The organism is Methanolobus vulcani (assembly GCF_006546655.1).
GTDB lineage: Archaea > Halobacteriota > Methanosarcinia > Methanosarcinales > Methanosarcinaceae > Methanolobus > Methanolobus vulcani_A.
The window spans coordinates 122,680-147,337 of sequence record NZ_VIAQ01000006.1 but is presented as its reverse complement, the minus strand read 5'-3'; the positions used below and the strand labels follow the sequence as shown (position 1 = coordinate 147,337).

The following is a 24,658-nucleotide window of genomic DNA, read 5'->3' as shown; positions in this document are numbered from 1 at the left end:
TCAATAAAAGTATTTTTGCTATGGGCGCTGCATTATATTATCTGTCACCACAAAGCATGTTAAAACCATGGTCTCCTACAAGAGGTACGAATATCACGCCACCTCGGTCTTCTTTTATAATATTCCCTTTCATATCCTTTTTGATAAGGTAGAGACGCTGGTATCTTTTACCTTCAGGAAGAACCATAATTCCTCCCGGTTTTAGCTGCTCTATAAGAGGCAGTGGTGTACATGGTGCAGATGCAGTTACACAAATACGGTCGTAGGGTGCATGTTCGGGAAGACCCAGAGAACCGTCTGCACATAAAATTTCAACGTTGGAATAACCTGCATTTTTTAGATTTTCCTGTGCAAAAACAGCAAGCTTTTCAAGCCTTTCAATAGAATAGATGTTTCCCTTTTTACCCATGATCTCTGCCATTACCGCGGCGTTATAACCCGATCCGGCACCGATCTCAAGTATTGTCTGTCCTTCATGAAGGTCAAGAAGGTCGCACATCATGGCTACCATGTGCGGGGCAGATATTGTTTGTGCGTAGCCTATGGGCAAGGGGTGGTCAACATAGGCCTCCGCTATCTGGATAGAAGGTACGAAAAGGTGCCTTGGCACCTTATTCATTGCTTTAAGTGTTTTTTCAGATATATTGTACTCTTTCAGAGAATTTACCAGCCTTTTCCTTTCCCTTTCATACTCCATTGAGTTTTCCCCTCTCCCCAGCTCTTTCTAAATACTTCTTCTGCAAATATCCTTTTAATGAATTTAGCAGGTATCGCAATGCCAGTTTTAGATTCCAGGCTCCCGTCCCGTATCTTGATCTTTTTTATACGGATCTTCGTTTTATCGACCTTTTCTTCCTGACCGATAATAAACTCATATCCACCTGGCACTCTTTTGTGCATTGCTTCAGTATTTCTGCCCTTATGCACTGCAATTTTTACAACTACCTCATCAATAGCTCTTCCCCATATGGTAGTTATCTCAGACGCGTTGGCTTTTTTGAGTCTTTTTTCACCGGATTCTATTGCGGTTATAAGTATTGGGAATACTTCATCAGATTCTCCATCATCTACAATTATCTCATCTTCTACCATCAAGTCTTCTTCAGATGTAAGAATGGTTGTCTGTGTGAAAGACTCCTCGCCTTTACTGATTATTACTTTGACATTGAACGTTTTGACCTTCTCAATTTTAGTCGGATGGACATTTTCACATTCCTGACACTGGACGACAGGGTTCTGTCCTCCTTTTAAAACATCATGCGGTACTGCTATTTTTGGTGAGCATACCGGACATACAACTTCAACTTCGTCGTTCATATTCTCTATGATGCCATTGTCTGGAGGATGTAAATAATTATCTGTGACTGGCTATCTCAAAATGATATTGTATTAAGCTTAATGAAAATCTTCTCGGTCTTTCTTGTATTAATATTCGATAGCTGTACCACAATTGTTAATATAATCCAGCCTGATTTTTATTTAGAGGCTTTTCCATCTGGAAAAGATAAAGGGAGGATTTAAATGAAGACCAAGTTACTTAGGAATCTAGTGGTGCTTCTGATAGGCGTAGCGCTTGTAATGATGTCGGGATGTACTGATACTTCTTCACCGGAAGAAGTATCTGAAGACACCATAGTGGAAGAAGAACCAGATCGCGTGGCAGATACAGAAGAAGATGCTGCAATGGAAGAAAATATGACTGAGACTATGGAGGAGTCTGATTCTGTAATTGATCCTGCAGATTTCACAGACCCTGTCGAGAATCCATATTTCCCTCTTGAAGTTGGCAAAACATTCATTCTTGAAGGAGAATCTGACGGTGAGGATATCAGGGTTGAAATATATGTAACCGAGCAGACTAAATATATAATGGGTGTCACTACTATGGTTATCCAGGAAAGAGAATGGGAAGACGGTGAACTTGTAGAGGACACATACGACTGGTATGCCAATGACAATGAAGGCAATGTCTGGTATTTCGGTGAGGAATCAAAAGAGTATGATGACGGTGAACTGGTGAGCACGGAAGGCTCCTGGGAAGCAGGTGTCGATGGTGCAGAACCGGGAATTCTTATGGAGGCAGACCCACAGGTTGGAGATGTATACCAGCAGGAATACTATGAAGGTGAAGCAGAGGACATGGCTGAGGTTCTGAGCCTTGATGCATCTGTCACGGTTGAATACGGTTCATTCGATAACTGTCTCCAGACTAAGGAGTGGACTCCTCTTGAACCGGGAATTGAGGAACATAAGTACTATGCAAGTGGTGTTGGTATTCTTAAAGAGGAAGCTGTGGTAGGAGGAGACGAGGTCCTTGAACTTGTGGAGATCACTACAGAATGAAAGGAAGACCCTGTCTTTCTTTCTGTTATTGTTTTTTCTCATCTCTTAAATTTTGTAGTCATATTTGTTTTCTCATGACAATTGAATCCGATCTCTCATCGTCATCAAAAAAGCCATTTATTACCTGAATTTCGTGGAATCCATTCTTTTCATAGATTCTTTTTGCAGCTATCCAGTTAACAGAAACCATGAGGATTATGCTTGATATCCCATATTTGTTGCAGATATTGCTGATAAGCTCTGATAAAAGGGCATCTCCGTAGCCTTTACCACGATACATTTTCAAAACTGCGATGGATGATATGTAAAGTTCTTTCCCGTCATATCTGTGAGTTTCAGTAATGCTGTGTCCAAGTTCGAATTTTTCAGTGTCGATGTTTTCAGAATAATCCCAGAGCTCAGAGGAAATATATCCTGCAATCTCTCCATTGATTTCCATGACCAGAAATCCGTTAGGAAATACTTCGATTCTTTCCAGAAGAGTGTCAGCGTTTTCAGCTATATTGGGATGGAATGAGTCATGCTCAACACTCAATATTCCTTCGATATCCTCTTTTTCAGTATTCCTTATTGAAATTTTCATAGGATCACCGGTATTTAATCAAAAATGAGTGTGCAGGCAGGAACCAATGCCCTATTTACTACAGTTTCTATCTCTCACTTGCAGCGTGAGCAGCAATAAATTCCCTGAGAAGCCTTGTTCCCAGAAGTGCGCTGATCCCGTTATCATATTCCGGGGAGATTTCCATAACATCAAAACCAACGGAAATTGGTGCCAGAGCACGTATAATTTCACGCACATCGATATCAGTAAGTCCAAATGGTTCAGGTGTGCCAAGACCGGGAGCGTATGCCGGGTCAATTGCATCCATGTCAAGTGACAGGTAGATCTTCTTGCAACCGAGATATTCTTTGACTTCGGAAATAACCTTTTTTATTCCCATTTCTCGTACATCATCTGCAGTGTAGTATTTGATGCCGTTCTCTCTGGCATAGACCCATTCTTCCTTTGGTCCGCTGCGAACACCTATTGTCACATAATTGTCTGTGATGTCATCGCGAACGTGTCTGGAAACGCATGCATGATTGTTCCTGATGCCTCCGTACTCTTCACGGAGGTCAAAGTGTGCGTCCATTACGACAAAGCCAATATCTTCTCCCGCTTCCTCTGCACATGCCTTCACACATGGATAAGTAAGGGAATGCTCTCCTCCCATCATGATTGGGATCTTTCCATCTTTTAGGATCGGCCTGACTGCATGGTACAGGTCCTCAAGCGTTTCATCCACAGAAGAATAAGGCTCAAGATTTCCGATATCATGGATGAGCAGGTCTTCAAAATCAATGTCAAAATACTGGTTATAGGTTTCAAAGTTCACTGAAGCTTTTCTCATAGCATCAGGAGCCCAGCGACTTCCTGGCCTGAATGAGGATGTAGCATCAAAAGGGACACCGAATATAACATACCTTGCAGTCTCATAGTCGGCAAAGGCATCCATCATATCAGGTTTGTAAAACATAAATTTAGTAATAAAAAAAGATAAGAAAAGTTAGGGTTCGATCATCTGAGATCGAACTTCATCTTGCCCATTGCGGTGAGATATGAAACTTCTTCACCCTCAACGACTCTGTCCTTGTACTCATCAGGGACCTTCATTTCAAATGTTGAGAAGTCGCCCATGTCCATGAGCTGTGCAATATCTCCTGCAATTGAAAGTACCTGTGCGTTCTTTCTCTCGACGACTGGGACATAGATCTTGTCAGATACCGGACCTACAATTGATCTCTTCTGGTTGTCAAAAAGTCCGATTACATCGATTCTTGCCTTTGCTGAACCGTGCTTACCTGGTTTGGACTTGGATATGCTCTTGATGACGCAGGCCTCGTCGTCTACAATGACGTACTTGCCTTCTTTAAGTTCTTTAACTTCAACTTGTATTTTCACTTAAAATCCTCCATAATCGTAATAATTATTTATGAGCTTAAAACGTCTAAAGGGTATAACTCCTAATGCTATATATGAACTTAACCTTTGATTTCGCGTTAACAGGGGGTTATAATAGAGGATTCTACTATAAATGCATTTATATCTTTCTCATCCTGCAGAACATTCAATTTCACATTTTCCTTCATCAATATCAAGTTCTTTGAGCTTATCCTCTTCCGGGATTCCCTCAACTGTCCATCCTCTGAAATGGTAATAGTCCAGAATAGTCTTTTCAAACTCGTTTTTATCAATGCCACCATTCTCAAAGAACCTATCAGGAAGCGTGTCATCTTTGGATGTGATACCTGCTTTCAGATTGAACATCCTTTCCATATTGAATATCCTTTCGCCAGCTCTTAGCAATTCCTCGGCAGAATAGTTCTCTCCAGTTACCTTATTCAGCATAGAAGCGAAATCCACTTCTCCTATCGCAAGCATTGTGAACGGACACATCACCAGAGAATCAATTACTGCTGTAAGATTCTGGAAATATAATACCAGAGCAGCTTTTCCATCAAATTTATCTCTCTCAAGCAGCATAGGTTTTCCCATTATCTCCGGACCAACCATAAATGCACTTAAGTGCGAGCCACCTGTATTTGAAGTGGTATAGGCAATGGACATGCCTTTAATTTCCCTGGGGTCGTATCCCGGTATATCAAGACCTTTTACTGTTGTATCACATTCCTCTTTTCCAGTAGAAGAGAGGTAATCATGAGATCCTTTACATAGATTATGTGTTCCTTCTCCAATCTCAATGGCTATTTCCTTAACCTCTTCCATTGTGATCCCGGGTTTAATTTCCATGTAGGAAGCTATTGAAGATCCTACTGAAATCGGATCCAGTCCATAATCAAGACAGAGTCGGTCAAGTTCTTTCACAAATTCAATGTCATCATTTCCAATGTTTGGGCCGAATGCCCATATTGAATCATAATCGGGAACAGGTCTTCCATCCGGGTGGATTCTCTTGCAGCCAATAGGGCAGGAATAGCAAGGCGCTTCCTTTAGAACATTTGTATTGTTTAATTCCTCGCCTGAAAGCTTGTATGCATTAGGGAATTTTTTTTCACGGAAATTCATGGCTGGCATAGTTCCCATATAATCCAGAAGATCTGTTATTACTGAGTTTCCGTATATTTTCAGTCCTTTGGAAGCAGGCGGGCTTGCAATTAGCAGTTTATTTTCCTTCTCTACCAGCATTTCAAACTCATCAGGCTTTGCAATTTCTATTTTATTAGTGCCTTTAACAACAATGGCTTTGAGGTTCTTTGAACCTGCAACCGCACCATGACCTCCACGGCCGCTGGTATATATTCGGTCATTCACGATATTTGCCATGCTTACCAGTGTTTCGCCGGCTCTACCTATGCATGCGACCTTTCCCTTATCTTCAAGAAGAGTTGTTGTTTTAGCAGTATTTTTTCCCCGGAGATGCCCGGCAGATAATATTTCCACTTCTTCGTCATAGATGCTGATGTACACAGGCTTTTCAGCTTTACCTAAAATTACCAGAGCATCAATACCTGCAAATTTTAGTTCTGCACCGAAATGTCCTCCCACATTTGTACTGAATATTGTTGACGTAAGCGGGGACTTAGACGTGATCGAAAAATGTCCTGACATGGGAATAGAGGTTCCTGTGAGTGGTCCGGTGGTAAGTATCAGGGGATTTTCAGGGCTTAACGGGTCTAGTTCAGGGTCGGCAAAGTCCTGCATGAGCCTGCATCCAAGACCTCTACCTCCTATAAATTGCTCAGCATACTTCTTTTTAGTTTTAGTTTCTGTGACTGAGTTTTTTCCCAGGTCAATGATAACTGTTCTTCCCGTCCATCCGTCCATGTTTAGCCCCATATGTTTTGTTTTGCTCCACCATCATCAGCAAGTATCTATTTCATCATTTATTTTCTTTTGCAGTTAGCTTCCATTTCAAGCATTCTTCTCTTAAGCTCGACCTTTTCTCCACAGGTTTCACCACAAAATCCTCCAATACCGGATGATGAGACTACACGGTGGCAGGGTATGATTATGGGATAAGGGTTTTTGGCAACAGCAGAACCTACAGCTCTGGCTGCACCTTCTCTTCCTACTCTGTAGGCCAGTTCCCGATACGTTACTGTTTCACCGTAGGGTATTTTTCTGACCTCATCGAGGACTTCCCGCTGAAATTCTGTGAGTCCTGAAAGGTCCACCTCATACTCCGAAAAATCAACGATCTCTCCGCCAAAATATCGAAGTATTGCCTGGAATATGGTTATATCACTCATTTTTCCTCTTTATCAGGACTGCTGAAAACATCATCTTCCAGCTTTTTTCTCTGTTTTCTGTACTGGAGCCATCCGGTTCCATGATATGTAATTATAAGTACCGCTCCAATCAGCAGAGTCAGAAGCACATAGCGAGTTGAATTGAACAGTAGTGGATTAAGATTCTCCCTGCGGTCATATTTAGGGTACATGATATCGCTTCTGTCATTGCTGTGTCCAAGTCCCAGCGCATGTCCCAATTCATGTGCGGCTATGTCTTCCATAATGCTATCTCCGTATTGTCTCCATGCATAACCTTCGTAATTTCCGGTTTCAAGGACAATATCCACTCTTTCAAATTGATCATTTACGATATATGGCCTTGTAAATCCTGCAATTCCATTTGCTGTGCCTGCATCTTTTTCCAGGTTGTCTACCCACATTATCAATATGTCAGCATTATCAACTTCAACAACCTGAAATTCGGGCTGGAATTCAAGTTGACCGTTCCCACCGCTTTCCCAATACATAAGGGCATTCAGTACATCTTCCCTGTAACTGGGGCTGTAATGTTCCGGTACATCAGTATCATCAATATAAACTGTAATTGGGCTGTGGTCCCACGGCTGTGATACTATTGCCGGTTCATTATAATCTGTATGTCGCATACCCTCTAAAGCAAGGGCCAGCAAAACAATGACTACCAGGATTTTTATGATCAGGTTAGTTCTGTTCATTGGTGTTCTCAAATAGTTCCTGTTTGTTTATTAGTTATTTGGGATTCTGTGCTGTCATGGCTTTGCAGTAAAGGAGTAAACGTATATTTGATGAGTCCTATCAGAATTTATGAAAGGACGTGTTGCTGTTGTCTTTGACAGTGCCGGAACACTGTTACATATGTACCGTGTTGCCAAGGACATGAGTGATGGCTCAGTGCTGGAAGATATACAGACAACTCTTTTGGTTGCGGAAAAAGCAAACAGGGCTCTTGTTATTCTGCGTACGAGGTTTGATGAATTATTGCAATGCTCCCCGGATCTGGAGCTTCGTGAATTCATAGATATGTACGATATTCCTCTGGGAATAAGTTGTTCAAGCAGTCCGTTTGAACTTGAAGATGTTTACAGTATAATTCATGGGAATACGGTAAAAGTGAGGGATATCTACGATGTAGTGTCCCACGTAAAAGGTCGTTGTCCCGAAATATCCTATATTGCAGCAGGTATTATTGTTGATTCTCAGGATAACCTTGTTCCCTATGTTCTTAGTACGGGCGGAAAGATGTATTCCAGTACCTTAGAAACGATAAAATCTGTGAAGGGTCTTGGTGTTGATGTTTTCATAGCTTCAGGAGATGACGCGCAAAACCTGAAGGTTCTTGCATCTTCGTTGTCAATCCCGATGAAAGATGTTTTTGCAGTTGCCACAACGCATGATAAAGAACGTATTGTGAAAAACCTGAAAAATGACCATGATACTGTTATCATGGTGGGCGACGGAATGAATGATATACTTGCATTAAAAGCTGCTGATATTGGAATTTTGACATCCCAGCAAGGTGATGAGCGCCCCCAGGTATTGAAGGATTCTGCGGATATTATAATAGCTAATATCATCGATGTAGTTGACATTATAAAAAATATGGGCGGCACAACCACTTCATAAAATCAGATGGAAGCTACCGTTTTTAGAAGTTAACACCGCGAAGCATATGCGTTACGTTTATGTATTGAGTTCAATAATCCAACAGTAATTCTTTAAAAAAGACGCTAAAAACTTGTTATCAGGTCTGCATGGGTTCCGGCAGAGCTAGTTTTGTGCGCAGTCTGCAAAACCGTTAAGTAATTTGAGTAGATATGCATATCATGATTAGTGAAACAGGACTCCTATGCACCCCTGGGCGGAGGAAATCAAATGACATTATTCATTGAAGTCAAAAACCTGACACTTGAATTTGATGGTGTCAAAGTTCTCAAAGATATAAATCTGACCATCAACGAGGGAGAAGTTCTCGGTATCCTTGGTAGGAGTGGTTCAGGCAAAACAGTATTGATGCACGTCCTGCGTGGTGTTGAAGAGTACGAAGGTATTAGTGGAGAAGTAATATACCATCTCGCAAGATGCGAGAAGTGCGGACATATGGAGCCGCCAAGCAAAGCAGGACAGCAGTGTCCTTCATGTGGTGATACTCTCACATCCTTTGAAGCTGATTTCATTAAAATTTCCCTGCATGATGCTAACAGACGTGAGATTACCAAGAGAATCGCAATCATGCTCCAGCGTACATTTGCGCTGTATGGTGATGACAGGGTCATAACCAATGTAGTGAACTCACTTACGGAAATCGGTGTTAACAGCGAGACTGCCGTTTCCCGTGCAGTAGAACTTTTGGAAAAGGTTCAGCTTTCCCACCGTATGATGCACGTTGCACGTGATCTTAGTGGTGGTGAAAAACAGAGAGTAGTACTTGCCCGTCAGCTTGTAAGAGATCCAATGCTCCTCATTGCCGACGAACCAACCGGTACACTTGACCCAAGGACAGCTGACATAGTCCACGATGTGATTGCAAAGGCAGTAAAGGACTACAACATGACAATGGTCATTACGTCCCACTGGTCAGAAGTAATTGAAGACCTTGCAGACAAGGCCATCATCCTCGAAGATGGTGCAATTGTAAAAGAGGGTAATCCTTCTGAAGTTGCAAAAGGGTTCATGGAAATGCTCTGCACTGTGGAAAAGAAGTGTGACGTTGTTGTAGGTGACCCGCTTATCAAGGTGGACAACCTTGTGAAGAAGTATATTTCTGTAAGCAGGGGTGTCGTTTATGCAGTAAATGATGTTTCCTTTGATGTAAAAGAAGGAGAGATTTTCGGTCTTGCAGGTACGAGTGGTGCCGGAAAGACAACGACATCTGAAGTGCTTATGGGTATTGTATCGCCAACCAGCGGTGACGTACAGGTACGTGTCGGTGAGGAATGGGTCGATATGAGAAAGCCCGGTCCGGAATGCAGGGGACGCGCTGTAAAGTATATGGGAATACTGCATCAGGAATATGGTCTTTATATACACAGGACTATCATTGACAACCTTACAGAATCTATAGGAATTGACCTTCCATACGAGCTTGCTGTCAGAAAAGCTATCAATACCCTGAAGGCAACCGGATTTACCGAAGAGAAGGCAAAATCTATATTATCAAAGATGTCAGATGAGATTAGTGAAGGTGAAAGGCACAGGGTTGCACTTGCCCAGATCCTGATGAAGGAACCTAATATCATTATAATGGACGAACCAACGGGAACAATGGACCCGTTCACAAAGAAAGAGGTCACAAAATCTATTCTGGAAGCACGTGAGAAGATGGGCGACACATTCGTCATCGTATCACATGATATGGACTTTCTGGAAGAGATATGTGATCGTGTGGCTCTTATGAGGCATGGCAAGATAGTCAGTGTCGGCGAACCAAAGACCGTTCTGGCAGAGCTTACCGACGAAGAGCGTATGGAAGCAGCTGAAACATGATATTTTAGACTATACGGAGGAGTTTGGCACGAGTGGCGAAATAACGGTAGAGATCAACGGACAGGAACTGAAATTACCCGGAAGTTCAACCCTTGAGGACGCCATCAAGGTGTCAAACGCCCCTTACAAAAAGGGTACAGCGATTGGTATTCTGATAGAGAAGGAAGATCAGAAATCACAGGCTTCAAAGGAATACCTTGTGAAGACCTCAAAAGGCGAGTTCAAAATAGAGCTCCTTGACGAATCTTCTCCTTCTTCCAAACGCTGGATTTCTATTTTTAAAGACCTTACAGAACTTCCTGTACGATGGACAAACAAGGATGTACTTGCCTTTGGTCCTTTCAGCACTGATATGGAAACTACACGTGATAATTCCGAAATGGAAAGGTTCACACTGCTTTTCGGTGCAGGCGGCGGCGATGCTGCAAATACGCACCTCATTGTAAGTAAAACCCGCCACTCTGCGGAATATGGTGCACCTGAAGATGGTGTGTTTGCAAGGCTGATAAGCGGAAAACATGTAATCTCCGACCTTGACAGGGGTGACAGGATACTATCTGTAGAACCGGTTGTCGAATGGGAAAAAGCAGGAGAACATATTTCCACGACAGACCTTTCAACAAAACTTGAAGATGGTTACCGTATTTTCACTTACATCAAGATCGAAATTGATCCTCTGGCTCCTGAAGGTGCAGAATTCTTCTTTGCAGTAACAAAGGATGGCACGTTCCATATTGATTATCTTTCAACTTCATTTATATCCGATCACAGGTTCAAGGGTGAACTGGTAACATACGAGAATTTTGAGGCTCGTTCAACAGGTTCAGTCTTTGTGAGAACTGTGGGATACGGTGCCGGAAAACTTTTCATTTCAACCGATGCCCGCACTTCATCTATCATGCATTCTGTGATAGGTCATGTTGTTCAGGGAATAGAACTTGCAAGGATAGCAGAAAAAGGTCAGAAAGTTATGGTTGAGTCTGTTCCTGATCGTATTATGCTTCTTGGAATGACCAATGCAGATGCAGAAGCACAAATGGCTCAGAAGGATATTGAAGTTACCAGAGAAGGCTATACCGGTGATGACGGTTTTATTGTAAAGCAGTCTCCATCGACCACTATTGAGATCCTGCATGAAAAGAAGGTAACAGTACAGGGCGTTGACCCTGAGATGCTTGTAGAGATCGAGCTTTACGATGATCTTGCTCCAAAGACCCTTGATTTCTTCAGGCATGCAGTGGGTCTACAGTACGATCCGGTAGGTCTGCTTCCTGTAATGATGACCTACGAGAATACCTATATCTTCAAGGCCGAAAAGCCTGCGGAATCCTATAAAGAGATCTTCCCGGAAAATACTCCGGCAAAGGCAATTGCAGGTGAGATCGGTGTTACCAACCAGGCTGCAAAGAGGGCCGGAATGATAGGTGTCAAATTAGTTGATGATGACCTGTTTGGTCCGACCGGTGAGAGACTTGGAAACACCAATATTATCGGTAAGATACTGGACCCCGAGAAACTCAAACATTTCAAGGATGACGATTTAATGTATGTCCTGGAGAGCAGCAAGGAGGAATAAAAATGGCTGAAGAGAACAATGATGTCATAACAAAACTTGTCGTCACAAGTTCTGACAGTGTGCTGCCTATCGATGCTGCCATGAAGGTATATGAATCCAGTACTGATATCGTTATCAAGGAAACATGTTTCGGGACAATGGTCACCGGGCCCAGAGAGGCTGTTAACAAAGTTGTCAAAGAGATCGTTGATCTTGATAAAAATCACATTTTCGTAAAAGAGAGAGGTTTCCCTCCGGGTGATGACAGGCGCTGCCGTGCTTCCCGTGGAGGAGGTTCAAGACCTGGTTTCTATTTCCTAAAGGAAGAGGCGATGATGCTTCCGATGATAGGCAAGGCGCTTGACAAATACGATGAACATGTTCCGCTTAAAGAGATAGAACACAAGAAAAAACTTGGAGTGAAAGATCTTCAGGATATAGTTGAATCCAGCTTATGAGGCAATACCATGGCTAAAGTTATCATATACCCTACAAACAGTCTGATCCTTTCTGACCTGGTGCAGAGGTTCGGTCACACACCATTGGCAATGATGGAAAAGATAAAGGAAAAGGTCACAACCGTTGGTGTTGATTCACCACCCATGAATATTACAGCAGAGGAGCCAAAGCACGGTCTCAAATATGCGGCTGTGGAAGTTCCGGCAGGTGTAAGAGGCAGGATGGCTATCGTAGGTCCGATGATCGAAGAGGCTGAAGCCGGAATCATTGTAGGTGAATCTCCAATGGCCTTTGGTTGCATGGGATGTGCCCGTACCAACGAACTTACCAAGTATCTTATCAGAAGCCGTGAAATGCCACTTCTGGAACTGGAATTCCCAAAAGATGATGATGAAGGACAGGAATTTGTGTACAGGATCGCAGAGTTTTTGAAATCACTTGATGAAGTCAAAGGAGAATCAGAGGAGGCAACAGAATGAATGAGGATGCTGTTGTAAAAGTGGCACTTGTGTCATGTGGTTCCGAATATGCAGGTGTGCACGGGGAACTGACTTCAGTGGCAGAGAGTGTTAATGCCAAACTTGTCTATCCTGAAATTGAGATTGATATTCTGGATGACATAGGCAAGGATTTCGGAATTGAGGCTGCAAGTCCTGATCTTTGTCTCATGATGGCAAGAGCAAAGGCTGTTGTAGAAGGGCTCTCTGATGTCGATGGTGTTTTTATCACCTCATGTTTCAGGTGTGCTGAGGCGGCAATTGTAAGAAACGAGATTCGCCGTTACATCAACAAACATTCAGATCTTCCGGTTATCAGTTATTCATTCACAGAGCGCACAACTGCAGCAACATTGCTGACACGTATGGAAGCTCTCACAACTATTGCAAGACGCAGACACCTGCTTGCAAGAGAAAAGCAGAGTGGTCTCACTGCAGGAATCGATTCCGGTTCCACGACCACCAAGGCTGTTATAATGAGGGATAATGAGATCATAGGTTCCGGCTGGGTGCCGACCATCAAGGTCATTGACAGCGCCACAGAGGCTTTCAATCAGGCACTTGAAGAGGCCGGTGTCAAGCAGGAGGATATTCAGGCGATCGGCACTACAGGTTACGGTCGTTTCCTTATCGGTAAACACTTTGGTGCTAAACTCATACAGGAAGAGATTACTGTTAACTCAAAGGGTGCTGTTTATCTTGCTGACACCCAGAAAGGCCATGCAACTGTAATTGACATCGGTGGAATGGACAACAAGGCAATATCAGTTGATGATGGAATTCCCGGAATGTTTACCATGGGAGGTATCTGTGCAGGTGCATCAGGTCGTTTCCTTGATATGACTGCAAAGAGGCTTGGAGTAGACATTACAGAACTTGGTGCCCTTGCAGTTAAGGGTATGGAACAGAATGTTGATATGAACAGTTACTGTATCGTTTTCGGTATTCAGTCACTTGTTAACTCACTTGCAAAGGGTTCAACACCGGAAGATGTTGCAGCAGCAGCATGTCACAGTGTCGTTGAGCAGATATTTGAACAGCAGCTTCAGGAAGTCGACGTTAAGGAGCCACTTATCCTTGTAGGAGGTTCATCTCTTATTGAAGGTGTTCCAAAAGCTCTTGGTGAGCTGCTCAAGATCAATGTTCTTGTACCACCGAACTCCCACCTCATCGGTGCTGTAGGAAGTGCTTTACTGGCCTCAGGATACGTGGAGGAGTAATTCTATGGAACCTCTTGAGACTTTCATTGTAGAGTCCACGGTACCGGAAGAGGGTGATGCCTACAAGAGCATAGTTGCGGACGTGATTACCGAACTGATGCTTGGCGGTGCTATTGGTAGAATAAAGGTGAGAGTTAGACCAGAGGAATCCCTTTTCCTTATGGCTATAATTCTCAGGGGCAGCCAGCCAAAAGTCAAAGTATCCGATATGGGTAGTGTCGATGTTACAAATCATTTGACTAAAGAAGTCACAATTTCAATAGAACAGGAAAAATACCTTCCTGAATTACTTGAACAACTCTGGGCAAAATACGGACGTGCAGGGATACGCCAGCCGGAAAGGAAAACCCTTATCCTGACTGTGGAGGAGCTGGATGAAGAGGTGGAATTCCTGCGAAACCTTGTTGTGGCAGACCCTCAGAAGACTCTCCAGTCAAGGCTTGTTGAAATGGCTATCCGCGCTACTCCGGAAGGATTCAGGGTACGTTATCATTCAATGGATAAGCATGTTTTTGTATTCGCTGCAACCGAGGATATTCTCAAAAAAGAATGGATACAGGAAGCGCAGGACATTGCAACGGAACTTCAGGAGGATGAATAATGGCAGCAGTTCTTGAACCTTATATTTATGAAGGTGGAATTCACCAGCATACTCTTATCACCGAACTTCTGGAAGACCTTGGAGGCTATCTTATTCAGAAAGTCCCGGCAGCCACAGAAGTTACTCTTGTGATGCTCATCCCAAGAGATGATGTTCATCTTATCGAAGAACTCGGGAAGAAACTTCTTGGCAAGCTGGAACGTGCTCCACTTACCGGAACTGAGATCGCTGTGGTTTCTCCGACTCTTGCTTCTCACCACCTTCCGCATTCTGCATGTGATGTTGCGGAATTCATGCGCAGAGGTGGCGGAAACACCAATATGATCGGTCTTGCAAGAGGAATGGGTAGAAGGGTCTCACTTTCTGATAACTACGAGAGAAAACTCATTAATGAGCATGACCTTGCGGTATTCTCATTCGGTACATTTGCAGATTGTATCAAGAACAAGAAACCAAAGCTTCTTGAAGGTGTGACTGTTCCGAAGATTGTTGCCGGAGGCCCTCATGACATAAAGACCGAGGAAGTTGTCGGTGCGGATCTCTATGTTGGTGGTATCGGCAGGGTTGCCCATCGTCTGAGGAAACCAGGAGAACTCAGTTCCCTTGATAATTTGCTCGAGAAGGTCGTGGAAGTTGTGGAGAAAATGCGTGAGGACCTTGCAAAGGACCCGCTTGCAGTGCTTCCGCCCAGGGTTATGAAAGAGATACATGAACAGATACCTGAGATATTTGATGTGTTCTCTCCTGCGCCTGTAACTCTTCAGCTCGATGGTCTTCGTGTGAAGCTTCCGTATGATGAGTTCCATGAAAGAGTAGAGAACCTTGAATTTGATGAAGGTGTCAGGCTTTCTGATATGGCAACCATCACAAAATCCCGTATGAAAAATTATATATTGGTCAAGATCAAACGTGAATCTGAGGTTGGATTCTCAACTTAAAGCTTGATAAAAGGTTTGAACTTATTAGGGGTTATTATGGAACTTGAAAAAATCAAAGAGCTCCTTGATAAAGAGCCAGAGGATGCTGTCGATGAAATTCTGGCGGATGTCGAGAAAAGATATGGAGAAATTCCATATATTACTAATTTTATGAAGGATATGCCGGAAATTTTCATATCGCGGATGATCTACGAGAATAGTGTTATGCGCGAATTCAAACGCATGGACCCTAAGACCGTGGAACTTATCAGCATTGCAGTGGCATCAGCACTTCGTTGTGAGCACTGTCTGAAAACTCACGTGAGAGTTGCAAAACGGCTCGGTGTCTCAAAAGAAGAGATATTCGATTCTGTTCTCATAGCCAGCAGTGTATCAACAGCAGCGGTTCTTGCAGAAGGCACCCGCTCAGTAGATTCTGTTTTTACTGAAGATGAACAGGGCATTGCCCCGTCTTCAAACTGTACAATGTGTAATATTAATTCAGAACTTCCAGAGGAAGACTGAATTATTTTTCTTTTCTTAAGGTATATTTAAAAAAGAGATTAGTAGAGTGGTGCTCCGCTAAGCAGCACTCCTGCTAAGTATCCCAGTATAACTCCGCTGTTAAGGAACGGAAGGCCAGCCTGAGGTTTTCCTCTCATGACAAGTATTGTAAGAGCCATAAATCCTATGATAGTTCCTATCATTGCGCCGATGGCAGGGTAGGATATGAATCCTGTGTGTTCAAGGAAAACATTTGCTGAAACTACAAGGATCGTTGGCATTATAGCATCTCCAAGTCCCATGAAGAATGCTTCTTTCTCTTTTCCTTCTTCCTTATTGAGTGAGTCCTCAATGAATGAGTACTTCAGGTGTTTTGGAATCACAAAGAGAATTGGAAGGTGAAGGTCCATTACTCCTTCTGCAAGGTCTATCATGTGCTTTGTCTTGTAAACGGATATTGCATCATAGATTGCCAGCAGTGCCAGAAGCACAATAACCGGCAGGATGGATAGTGATATTCCAAATATCGCACTGGCCCCGGCTCCGATAATAAGTCCTACTACATCGATGACATACCATTCCGGGAACTTATAGAGCAATACTGTAAGTATAGCAGCTACAAGTCCTGATGCTACATTGTTTGTCATGACTGAGATGTCTGCAAGTGAAAGCAGTGCATAGAAGACGTAGTACATAGTGGCTCCTACAGCAAGTAGAATTACTAACTGTATTACCCATTCCATGTTCTTTTTGATAGCCAGCAGCAAAAAGCCGGTAAATACAAGGATGACGCCTATGTAGTATATTGCATTTGAAGTCGAGTCCGGGTCTTCAAAAGCCTGCATGTCGTTTGCGTTCATTGGCGCAGCCAGAAGCAGTGCCGTGATCTGTACCACCAGAATAATGCCCGCCATAACAAGCATTGGAACGTAATCTTTGAATACCGTCTTTTCAGAACTCAACTAAGCAACTCCAAATATATAAATCATTGAATATTATATAATAATGTATAGTAAATACTCTGTTCAGTATTTAAGTGATTCTCTTTTTAAAAAATAGAGTTAAATAATATAAATAGCAAAAAAGTCCATATTAAGAATGAGGGAACATAATGGAAACCAGAGAAATATTATTCTCAGTTGTAATGGTCGTGTCTTCGTTTGTACTTACATACGAATGGCTTGGTAGATTCAAATACAGTCCTGCAAATGCTTTGATCATACTTTCTGCAATGGTAATGGTTGGTGCGCTGGCTGCCATGATCCTTTTGGTAGATATGCGTCTGCGTAAGATCGACAATATGCTTGAAGCAAAAGAGCGTTCTTTAAGGATCAATATTCAGAGTGTGGAAAATAACCTTGATTCACGTATGAATGAGGTCCTCATCAAGATGGATGATGTAATGGATTCAATGGACAGGCGAAGGTACAGGTAATTTGTTATCATAATAATGATACTGTTCTAAGTTCCGAAAACCATATTAACTAGGTTGTAGTAGAATGTAGAGTAATATTTTCTATCTATAAGAGGTGCGTATATGCGCATTAATTTAGAACCTATTGGGATTATCAAAAAAGCCGGAAAATGTTCTGAGATTCTTATCTACTCTGACTTTGAACAGCTTGTGAAGAACATGATGTCAAAGTTAAGTAAGATTGGGACCGATCAGCATAGTCTAGTGGTGGTACACAAAAACAGAGATACAAATGATATCCACCAGGTACAGATTACTAAAACACAACTTATTGACAGGGTAGGAAATATCCTTAAAGTCGGAAAGATCGATGCAAACGATGATTCTGTTATCGATGTAAGACTTGAATGCAATGGACTTATAACAACTGAAGCCTGAAAGGTTTCAATATCAAAATTATACGATTCTTCATGGGTGTTGATATAGGAGAGCTCCTAAAAAGGAGCACGATTGAAGTATCTGACCTTTCATTAAACGTTGTGGCGATTGACGCCTTTAATACACTTTATCAATTCTTAAGTATAATTCGTCAGAGAGATGGCACTCCCCTGAAAGATTCACAGGGGAACATTACATCACATCTGTCCGGTATCCTTTACAGGATGACCAATATTGTTGAAGCCGGAGTGAAACCTGTTTTTGTTTTCGATGGCAAGCCACCTGAGTTCAAATACTCAACTATACAGAAGCGGACTGAAGTCCGTGAAAATGCTAAAGCAAAATGGGCAGAAGCAAAGGAACAAGGCCTTGCTGAAGAGGCCTACAAATACGCTCAAGCATCTGCCAGAGTTGATGCAACAATTGTTGAAGATTCTAAGAAGTTGCTAACCGCAATGGGTATTCCTTATGTTGATGCACCATCAGAAGGTGAGGCACAGGCAGCCTACATGGTCAAAAAAGGAGATGCTGACAGAATTGCATCTCAGGATTACGATTCACTGCTTTTCGGTTCCCCAAAAGTTGTCAGGAACCTGACAGTTTCAGGTAAGAGAAAACTCCCAAAGAAGAATATCTATGTAGATGTCAAACCTGAACTTATCGATCTTAAGGAAAACCTGGATGAATTGGGAATAAACCAGTCACAACTTATTGATATTGCTCTTTGTGTCGGAACCGATTATAATGACGGTATCGAGGGTGTTGGTCCAAAGACAGCTCTCAAACTCGTGAAAGAATACGGCAGCATAGAGAACATTCTTCAGGAAAAAGGTCTGGAAATAGAGAATCTCGAAGGGATCAAAGAGTTTTTCAAATCCCCACCAGTTACAGATGATTATTCTCTCAAATGGAATAAACCTGATTCATCAGCAGTAATATCTTTCCTCTGTGGAGAGCATGATTTCTCAGAGGACAGGGTAACAAAGGCTCTGGAACGCCTCGAAGCTTCATTAGGAAGCGATCAGAGTACCCTTGATAAGTGGTTCTAAATATAGAACCTAATTCTAGATTAATCTAAGATTCAATTGTCTTTTGTGATAAGTGAAATTCCTGTCATCTCGGCAGGCTGTTCTATTTTCATTATCTCAAGCATTGTTGGTGCAAGGTCGGAAAGCTTACCATCATGCAATTTTGCTCCCACCGGACCATTTACAAGAAGACACCTTACAGGATTTGATGTGTGTGCAGTGTGTGGCTTGCCTGTTTCGTAATCAATCATCTTCTCAGCATTTCCATGATCTGCTGTTATGAGTGCAGCTCCACCTTTTTCGATTATTGCATCGATGATCTTTCCAACACATTTATCCACAGCTTCGATTGCTTTGATGGCTGCATCCACGATTCCGGTGTGACCGACCATATCCATGTTGGCAAAATTGAGAATTATAGCATCATACTTGCCGGACTGTATCTTTTCAAGAAGCTGGTCTGTCACTTCATAAGCACTCATCTCTGGTTTAAGATCATAAGTGGCAACGTCCGGTGAAGATACAAGACACCTGTCTTCGCCTTCATTTTCCTTTTCCACACCACCGTTGAAAAAGAATGTCACATGAGCATACTTTTCAGTTTCAGCTATTCGGAGCTGCTTTTTCTGATTCTTGCTAAGGACTTCTCCAAGTGTGTTGGTAATGGTTTCTGGCGGGTATGCGATTGGAATATCCAGATTTTCATCATATTCAGCCATACAGACGTAGTGAACCTGTGGTCTTTCCTTTCTTTCAAATCCATCAAAGTCATCATTCACGAATGCATAGGTCATCTGTCTTGCCCTGTCAGGACGGAAATTGAAAAAGATCACAGAGTCTCCATCTTTTACAGTTGCCACAGGTTTCCCATTTTCATCTGTAACAACAGTAGGCTTTACAAATTCGTCATTCTCGCCTCTCTCATAAGCCATGCTCACGGCTGAAACTGCATCTTCTGCAAGGATTCCTTCACCGAGTGTCAGTGCATCGTATGCCAGTTGTGTACGATCCCATCGCTTATCACGGTCCATTGCATAATATCTGCCACTTACAGTTGCCGTCTTTGCACCTGTGCTTTTGCAGAATTCCTCGTGAGATTTCATATCCTCAAGTGCAGTCTGAGGTGGAACATCCCTGCCATCGAGGAATGCGTGAATGTAAACTCTTTCAACACCTTCTTTCTTTGCCATTTCCACAAGTGCTCTCATGTGGTCCATGTGACTGTGAACACCACCGTATGAGAAAAGTCCCATAAGGTGCATTGCTGAGTTGTTTTTCTTCACATTTTCCATGGCTTCAAGCAAGATCTGGTTTTTGAAAAAAGAGCCTTCTTTTATGTCCTTATTTATGCGTGTGAGATCCTGGTAGATTATTCTGCCAGCACCGATGTTAAGGTGTCCTACTTCTGAGTTTCCCATCTGTCCCTCAGGAAGTCCTACACCCTCGCCTGAAACCTGTAATAAGCATGATGGATATTTTTCCACAAGTGTATCAAGAACCGGGGTGTTTGCAGCCATTACTGCATTTCCTTTTTCTTCGGTTGTATATCCCCAGCCGTCAATTATCATCAGTAAAAGTGGTCCATTCTCGTATGACATGAATTCTGAATTGTTCCGATGCTTTTTAAATGCATTGTATCGGCCGATCAGGAACTACTATCAAGCCTCGTGAGAATCTTGAATTCCTTTAATACCATCACAAATGTAAGCAGGAACGATAGGCCATCGGATAGTGGAAACGCCAGCCACACACCTGTAAGCTGGAAGAAATTCGGAAGGATGATCACCAGTGGAATAAGGAATAACAGTTGTCTGCTCATAGCAAGAACAAATGACGGTAAGGCTTTGCCAATAGCCTGGTAAAGTGATGCTCCCACCACCTGGAATCCCACAAGTGGAAGTGCCAGTATCATTATTCTGGTGGCAGATGCACCTGATGATATCAACTGATTGTCAGATGTGAATATACCGAAAAGCTCTCCCGGGAATGCAAGAAGCACTATAAAGCCTACAACAGCCATGGTGGTGGTGACCATCATGGAAAGCTTAACAGATTCCATTACTCTGGAAAACTTTTTTGCTCCATAATTGAAACCTACAATAGGCTGGAGTCCCTGGACAATACCGTACATTGGCATGAACGTGAACATGAAAAGGCGGTTAACAACACCGTAAATGGCAATTGCCACATCTCCTCCTCCATAGATGAGGAGTATATTATTCAGTACGATAACAACAAGGCTGCTTGAGGCATTTCTGGCAAGTGGTCCCATTCCGATGGAAATACTCTCAAAGGCGATATCAGATTTTGGTATAAGATTCTTCAAATGAAAGCGAAGACTAGAGTTTCCGGAAGCGAAATACCATATAAGGAATAAGGCTCCTGTTGCCTGTGCAAGAATTGTTGCAATGGCTGCACCTTTAACTCCCAGTCCGAAACCATGTAAATAGAGTGGTTGAACTGCGATTCCCAGTTTATCTGCAAGGAAATTGAATTCAATATATCCTGATTTGAAAATGAATAAAGGGTCAAGAATCACATTTACAAGAGCTGAAACTAGCATTGTGTACATTGCAACCTTTGCATTCCCTTCTGAACGTACAACATTGTTCATGGCAAGTGCGAACATGAAGAACACTGAACCATGCAGTATAACTGTCATGTATTCGGTAGCATAGGGCAGAATCGTGTCCGTTGCTCCAAACAATTTCAGAAGAGGTGTCAGGAAAATACTACCTGAAATGATGATAAATGTGCTCATAATCAGGACCAGTGACAGAACGTTCCCCATCACATTCTCTGCTCTTTCCTGATTTCCTTCTCCAAGACTGCGGGATATCATAGAAGCCCCGCCAATTCCAATGGCAAGTGAGATAGCCATGATTACCATCATTATCGGGAAAGCTATGGATATTCCGGCAATACCCTGAACGCTGTTCTCACCGAGAGCCTGCCCTACAAAAACAGTATCCACAATGTTGTAAAGGGCCTGTACCAGCATTCCCACTGTGGCAGGTGCAGATAATTTGAAAAGAAGCTTGCCTATGTTCTCGTCAGCTAAAAGTTTACTTCTTTCGTGCAATGAGTATGCCTTCTTCCCGGAAAAGGGGATGAAACTATAGACAGAATAGGTATATTTATCCCTTTTCTTCCGTTTTTTCTGGTAATTACATTTATGGTTTATTGGGAAGATTTCTCCTGAATTGGTTTATGCAGTTCTTATATGTTTTAGCATAAGATTGAACATAAGCAAGAGATTGCTTTCAAAGAAGATGATATCACAGTTGTTCCTGTCTTTTTTATTTGCTCTGAGCAATGTGAATTCAAGATCTTTTTCCGCTTCCATACGAATTCTGGAAAAAGGATCCAGACTTCTTCTTCTCTCTTCAGCAATTGTTCTTGCAACTGAAAAAGGATCCAGGTATTTGTTTACCCAGCAGTTTAGCTCACGGCTGTAACCATTAGATAGAGCCATGTTATTTATTCTCTTCAATGCTGTCTGCTTATTGTCTTCATAGTAGTAAATCCAATCCGACATGTTATTTCCCCTGTGATCAAATCCAAATATTGAACTTTAATCTTGTGATTTTGTTCAACAGTATATACTCTCTCAAAAATAATATTTATATGTATCTGCTTATTTTGCCAACTCACTATTATTTTTTTGTGTTACAACATCTTTTTATTCTAATACCCTCACCATTTCAATGGGAGTTTAAATATGGCAGATGCGGCAGATACTATTGAAAAGTCAGATAAGCAGTGGAAAGAAATACTGAGTAACGATCAGTTCATTGTACTCAGGCAGAAAGGTACAGAAGCGCCTTTTACTGGAAAATACTATGCAAATAAGGAAAAAGGGCTTTATCTCTGTGCAGCCTGCGGTCAGGAGTTGTTCAGTTCAGATGCAAAATATGATTCAGGTACTGGATGGCCAAGTTTCTTCAAACCGATTACCGAGGAAAAAGTCTCGCTAAAAGAAGACCGCAGTAATTTCATGGAAAGGACAGAGGTTGTCTGCAGCCGTTGTGGAAGCCATCTAGGCCATGTTTTTGATGACGGACCTGCACCAACCGGCAAAAGATACTGCATGAATTCCATTTCACTGGATTTTAAAAAAGAGAAGTAAAGTAGTGATCAGAGTAATCTCTCTGATCAGTTGACTGTGACCGCAAGGGTCATGTCAGGTACATCTACAATACTGAATGTGTAAGTCCCACTTTCAGTGAATGTATAATTGCATGTGTCGTGGACATACATTTCCTGGTCCTCAAAGAGGCCATCATCACTAACGAGTACAAAGGTGTTCTGTGGTTTGTAATTTGTCCATACCAATGTGTCGCCTCTGTTAATTTCTATTTCAGAAGGTGTCATCATACCATAGTATTCCATTCTGATACCATAGTCAACTGCATCTGTGAATTCTTCTGCAACATCTTCTGTTGTCGTGTCCTCTATCTGTTCATCAGTTGCAGTATCATCTGCGTTGTCGGCACATCCACTGACAAGCACACCTGCAAGCATAAGTATTGTAATTAATATCAACCACTTTTTTGTCATGTTATACCACCCTAATTCTAAGTTTTGTTCTTTCTAAAAAAGCCAGTTTTTTCGGGTAATGAATTCATGTCTTATCCCCGGTAAATTTATACGGCTTATAGTGAAATAAAGGCTATGGAAACATCCTTTATAATTCTTATGTATTTGCTGCTGGTCAATATCATTGGATTTTATCTTATGTGTACTGACAAAAGAAAAGCAAAAAAAAGTGCATTCAGGATTCCTGAAAAAACCCTGTTTATGGTTGCGATTATAGGTGGCAGTATAGGTTCCATCGCAGGAATGTATCGCTTCCGTCATAAGACAAAGCATTCCTCTTTTACAATAGGGATGCCTCTTATTCTGCTGATCCAGATCTATGTATTGATCAGGTTTCTGCTACCATTATATGTTTTAAGTTGAGACTAAAGTTTAAAACTCCAGTCTCTCCATCTCTTTCAGGATTTCAGGGCTTAAATTGGTGAAATTCTGTATGCCACCTGTCCAGGCTGCTATCATCATGACGTCCTTTATCTCCTGGGCGGTTACGCCATATTTCTTAAGTCTCTGGAGGATCTTCACAGCACTTTTTGTTTTCTGGTTTGAGCATGCGATTGCAAATACCAGAAGATGCTTCTGCTTCTTTGAAAGCCCATCTTCTCTTTCATCCCATACTGAATTGTAAAATCCTGCTACAGCTTCTGCAAAATTATCATCCATTTTTTCAGCATAGGTCACAGCCCTTGGCTGGAATCCTTTCACATCTTTTGCTTCTTTTATTTCATCTGGCATTTGTTATTTCCCTTCTTTTGCTTTTTGTATTTTTCAATTTGCTTCACGTATAATTTAGCATTTGAAATCTGGCAGGAAATGATTTAATGCTTTCTTTGTCATTTCTTTAATGTGCATGACAAAAGGAATTTTCCGGACATTTCTGAAAAAGGAGTTTATTGCCTTATATTCAGGAACGGAAATTGCGTTCTTGATGCAGGGCGCCTTAAAAATATCGAGTTTTCAAAAGGCTACCATGTATATGTCGGTTCAGCGCTTGGGACCGGAGGTCTTAAAAGACTGAAAAGACATGTTTTGCTCTCATTAGAGAAAATAAAAAACCACGCTGGCATGTGGATTATCTTTCGGTTTCACAGGAATTCGAACTTATATCAGTGGTATATGCAATTACTGATGAGCCGTTTGAATGCGAACTTGCAGGTAGATTGGAATATGTTTTTAACAACCAGATTCGTGGTTTTGGAGCAGGCGATTGCGGCTGTTCTTCTCACCTTTTTTACAGTAAAAAACGTCCGGTATTTATGATAAAAGATGCTTTTACCTCAACGGGATTGAAATCTAAAGTTGCTCATTTTGTCTAACCTACTAATCAA

General features: G+C 42.1%; 29 protein-coding genes and 1 pseudogene. 16 read left to right on the top strand and 14 right to left on the bottom strand.

What is annotated here, in order from left to right; translation table 11 throughout:
• Nucleotides 1-37: 37 nt before the first annotated feature.
• Together FKV42_RS01220 and FKV42_RS01215 are read right to left on the bottom strand one after the other, a co-directional pair.
• A complete protein-coding gene (locus FKV42_RS01220) occupies nucleotides 38-697 on the bottom strand; it encodes a protein-L-isoaspartate O-methyltransferase (RefSeq protein WP_154808418.1) in 660 nt (219 codons plus the stop codon).
• Complete coding sequence (locus tag FKV42_RS01215) at nucleotides 664-1,317, bottom strand: HVO_0476 family zinc finger protein (RefSeq protein WP_154808417.1); 654 nt, start codon at nucleotides 1,315-1,317, stop codon at nucleotides 664-666. Before FKV42_RS01215 ends, FKV42_RS01220 begins: the two co-directional genes overlap by 34 nt.
• 204 nt (nucleotides 1,318-1,521) lie before the next feature.
• Here FKV42_RS01215 and FKV42_RS01210 point away from each other — a divergent pair, with 204 nt between their 5' ends.
• Nucleotides 1,522-2,343 carry a hypothetical protein gene (locus FKV42_RS01210; protein ID WP_154808416.1) on the top strand — a complete coding sequence of 274 codons (822 nt, stop codon included), beginning with the start codon at nucleotides 1,522-1,524 and terminating at the stop codon, nucleotides 2,341-2,343.
• A gap of 58 nt (nucleotides 2,344-2,401) precedes the next feature.
• Here the strand turns inward: FKV42_RS01210 and FKV42_RS01205 are convergent, their stop codons facing one another.
• From FKV42_RS01205 to FKV42_RS01180, 6 genes are all read right to left on the bottom strand, one after another.
• A complete protein-coding gene (locus FKV42_RS01205) occupies nucleotides 2,402-2,926 on the bottom strand; it encodes a GNAT family N-acetyltransferase (RefSeq protein ID WP_154808415.1) in 525 nt (174 codons plus the stop codon).
• Nucleotides 2,927-2,993: 67 nt separating this feature from the next.
• Nucleotides 2,994-3,863: an agmatinase gene (speB, locus tag FKV42_RS01200; protein WP_154808414.1), complete on the bottom strand. Its 870-nt coding sequence runs from the start codon at nucleotides 3,861-3,863 to the stop codon at nucleotides 2,994-2,996.
• A gap of 41 nt (nucleotides 3,864-3,904) precedes the next feature.
• On the bottom strand, nucleotides 3,905-4,288 hold the full coding sequence (locus FKV42_RS01195) for a translation initiation factor IF-5A (RefSeq protein ID WP_154808413.1): 384 nt from the start codon (nucleotides 4,286-4,288) through the stop codon (nucleotides 3,905-3,907).
• A 150-nt stretch (nucleotides 4,289-4,438) separates the two neighbouring features.
• On the bottom strand, nucleotides 4,439-6,172 hold the full coding sequence (locus tag FKV42_RS01190) for an aldehyde ferredoxin oxidoreductase family protein (protein ID WP_154808412.1): 1,734 nt from the start codon (nucleotides 6,170-6,172) through the stop codon (nucleotides 4,439-4,441).
• 59 nt (nucleotides 6,173-6,231) lie between these two features.
• Nucleotides 6,232-6,597, bottom strand: coding sequence for a methylated-DNA--[protein]-cysteine S-methyltransferase (locus tag FKV42_RS01185; RefSeq protein WP_154808411.1), 366 nt, complete (start codon nucleotides 6,595-6,597; stop codon nucleotides 6,232-6,234).
• Nucleotides 6,594-7,313: a matrixin family metalloprotease gene (locus FKV42_RS01180; RefSeq protein ID WP_230375382.1), complete on the bottom strand. Its 720-nt coding sequence runs from the start codon at nucleotides 7,311-7,313 to the stop codon at nucleotides 6,594-6,596. The genes FKV42_RS01185 and FKV42_RS01180 overlap by 4 nt, the downstream gene beginning before the upstream one ends.
• Before the next feature lie 109 nt (nucleotides 7,314-7,422).
• Here FKV42_RS01180 and FKV42_RS01175 point away from each other — a divergent pair, with 109 nt between their 5' ends.
• The 9 genes from FKV42_RS01175 (at nucleotide 7,423) to FKV42_RS01135 (ending at nucleotide 15,875) form a co-directional block, all read left to right on the top strand.
• Nucleotides 7,423-8,241: an HAD family hydrolase gene (locus FKV42_RS01175; protein ID WP_154808410.1), complete on the top strand. Its 819-nt coding sequence runs from the start codon at nucleotides 7,423-7,425 to the stop codon at nucleotides 8,239-8,241.
• A gap of 249 nt (nucleotides 8,242-8,490) precedes the next feature.
• A complete protein-coding gene (atwA, locus tag FKV42_RS01170; protein WP_154808409.1) occupies nucleotides 8,491-10,101 on the top strand; it encodes a methyl coenzyme M reductase system, component A2 in 1,611 nt (536 codons plus the stop codon).
• Nucleotides 10,031-11,677, top strand: coding sequence for a methyl-coenzyme M reductase-associated protein Mmp3 (gene mmp3 / locus FKV42_RS01165; RefSeq protein WP_328287501.1), 1,647 nt, complete (start codon nucleotides 10,031-10,033; stop codon nucleotides 11,675-11,677). The genes atwA and mmp3 overlap by 71 nt, the downstream gene beginning before the upstream one ends.
• A gap of 2 nt (nucleotides 11,678-11,679) precedes the next feature.
• The gene (locus FKV42_RS01160; RefSeq protein ID WP_154808408.1) at nucleotides 11,680-12,114 is read left to right on the top strand and encodes a methanogenesis marker 6 protein; all 435 of its coding nucleotides are present in this window, start codon (nucleotides 11,680-11,682) and stop codon (nucleotides 12,112-12,114) included.
• A gap of 9 nt (nucleotides 12,115-12,123) precedes the next feature.
• Nucleotides 12,124-12,594, top strand: a complete 471-nt coding sequence (locus FKV42_RS01155) for a methanogenesis marker 5 protein (RefSeq protein WP_091710505.1) — start codon at nucleotides 12,124-12,126, stop codon at nucleotides 12,592-12,594.
• Nucleotides 12,591-13,832, top strand: coding sequence for a methanogenesis marker 15 protein (locus tag FKV42_RS01150; RefSeq protein ID WP_154808407.1), 1,242 nt, complete (start codon nucleotides 12,591-12,593; stop codon nucleotides 13,830-13,832). The genes FKV42_RS01155 and FKV42_RS01150 overlap by 4 nt, the downstream gene beginning before the upstream one ends.
• 4 nt (nucleotides 13,833-13,836) lie before the next feature.
• Nucleotides 13,837-14,433: a methanogenesis marker 17 protein gene (locus tag FKV42_RS01145; protein WP_154808406.1), complete on the top strand. Its 597-nt coding sequence runs from the start codon at nucleotides 13,837-13,839 to the stop codon at nucleotides 14,431-14,433.
• The gene (locus FKV42_RS01140) at nucleotides 14,433-15,371 is read left to right on the top strand and encodes a methanogenesis marker 7 protein (protein ID WP_154808405.1); all 939 of its coding nucleotides are present in this window, start codon (nucleotides 14,433-14,435) and stop codon (nucleotides 15,369-15,371) included. Before FKV42_RS01145 ends, FKV42_RS01140 begins: the two co-directional genes overlap by 1 nt.
• Nucleotides 15,372-15,407: 36 nt before the next feature.
• Nucleotides 15,408-15,875, top strand: a complete 468-nt coding sequence (locus tag FKV42_RS01135; protein ID WP_154808404.1) for a carboxymuconolactone decarboxylase family protein — start codon at nucleotides 15,408-15,410, stop codon at nucleotides 15,873-15,875.
• 38 nt (nucleotides 15,876-15,913) lie between these two features.
• On the opposite strand, the gene FKV42_RS01130 is transcribed toward FKV42_RS01135, so the two are convergent.
• Nucleotides 15,914-16,816 (bottom strand): presenilin family intramembrane aspartyl protease PSH, encoded by a 903-nt coding sequence (locus FKV42_RS01130; RefSeq protein WP_154808403.1) that lies wholly within the window; start codon nucleotides 16,814-16,816, stop codon nucleotides 15,914-15,916.
• Between the two features lie 149 nt (nucleotides 16,817-16,965).
• On the opposite strand from FKV42_RS01130, the gene FKV42_RS01125 reads away from it, so the two are divergent.
• The 3 genes from FKV42_RS01125 to fen all read left to right on the top strand — a co-directional run bounded on the left by FKV42_RS01125 (nucleotide 16,966) and on the right by fen (nucleotide 18,755).
• Nucleotides 16,966-17,289, top strand: a complete 324-nt coding sequence (locus FKV42_RS01125) for a hypothetical protein (RefSeq protein ID WP_154808402.1) — start codon at nucleotides 16,966-16,968, stop codon at nucleotides 17,287-17,289.
• 102 nt (nucleotides 17,290-17,391) lie between these two features.
• Nucleotides 17,392-17,706 carry a hypothetical protein gene (locus tag FKV42_RS01120; protein ID WP_154808401.1) on the top strand — a complete coding sequence of 105 codons (315 nt, stop codon included), beginning with the start codon at nucleotides 17,392-17,394 and terminating at the stop codon, nucleotides 17,704-17,706.
• Nucleotides 17,707-17,738: 32 nt separating this feature from the next.
• Nucleotides 17,739-18,755: a flap endonuclease-1 gene (fen, locus tag FKV42_RS01115; RefSeq protein WP_154808400.1), complete on the top strand. Its 1,017-nt coding sequence runs from the start codon at nucleotides 17,739-17,741 to the stop codon at nucleotides 18,753-18,755.
• Between the two features lie 32 nt (nucleotides 18,756-18,787).
• Here the strand turns inward: fen and gpmI are convergent, their stop codons facing one another.
• The 3 genes from gpmI to FKV42_RS01100 form a co-directional block, all read right to left on the bottom strand.
• Nucleotides 18,788-20,332 carry a 2,3-bisphosphoglycerate-independent phosphoglycerate mutase gene (gpmI, locus tag FKV42_RS01110; protein ID WP_154808399.1) on the bottom strand — a complete coding sequence of 515 codons (1,545 nt, stop codon included), beginning with the start codon at nucleotides 20,330-20,332 and terminating at the stop codon, nucleotides 18,788-18,790.
• 47 nt (nucleotides 20,333-20,379) lie between these two features.
• The gene (locus tag FKV42_RS01105; protein ID WP_154808398.1) at nucleotides 20,380-21,816 is read right to left on the bottom strand and encodes an MATE family efflux transporter; all 1,437 of its coding nucleotides are present in this window, start codon (nucleotides 21,814-21,816) and stop codon (nucleotides 20,380-20,382) included.
• 126 nt (nucleotides 21,817-21,942) lie between these two features.
• Nucleotides 21,943-22,272, bottom strand: a complete 330-nt coding sequence (locus tag FKV42_RS01100; protein ID WP_154808397.1) for a hypothetical protein — start codon at nucleotides 22,270-22,272, stop codon at nucleotides 21,943-21,945.
• Between the two features lie 183 nt (nucleotides 22,273-22,455).
• On the opposite strand from FKV42_RS01100, the gene msrB reads away from it, so the two are divergent.
• A complete protein-coding gene (gene msrB, locus FKV42_RS01095; protein WP_154808396.1) occupies nucleotides 22,456-22,863 on the top strand; it encodes a peptide-methionine (R)-S-oxide reductase MsrB in 408 nt (135 codons plus the stop codon).
• Between the two features lie 26 nt (nucleotides 22,864-22,889).
• Here the strand turns inward: msrB and FKV42_RS01090 are convergent, their stop codons facing one another.
• The gene (locus FKV42_RS01090; protein WP_154808395.1) at nucleotides 22,890-23,294 is read right to left on the bottom strand and encodes a cupredoxin domain-containing protein; all 405 of its coding nucleotides are present in this window, start codon (nucleotides 23,292-23,294) and stop codon (nucleotides 22,890-22,892) included.
• A gap of 114 nt (nucleotides 23,295-23,408) precedes the next feature.
• Here FKV42_RS01090 and FKV42_RS01085 point away from each other — a divergent pair, with 114 nt between their 5' ends.
• A complete protein-coding gene (locus FKV42_RS01085; RefSeq protein ID WP_154808394.1) occupies nucleotides 23,409-23,696 on the top strand; it encodes a DUF1294 domain-containing protein in 288 nt (95 codons plus the stop codon).
• 9 nt (nucleotides 23,697-23,705) lie between these two features.
• Here FKV42_RS01085 and FKV42_RS01080 read toward each other — a convergent pair whose 3' ends face one another.
• Complete coding sequence (locus tag FKV42_RS01080) at nucleotides 23,706-24,065, bottom strand: carboxymuconolactone decarboxylase family protein (protein ID WP_154808393.1); 360 nt, start codon at nucleotides 24,063-24,065, stop codon at nucleotides 23,706-23,708.
• A gap of 111 nt (nucleotides 24,066-24,176) precedes the next feature.
• Here FKV42_RS01080 and FKV42_RS14320 point away from each other — a divergent pair.
• Nucleotides 24,177-24,646, top strand: a pseudogene (locus tag FKV42_RS14320) (GIY-YIG nuclease family protein).
• Nucleotides 24,647-24,658: the final 12 nt, after the last annotated feature.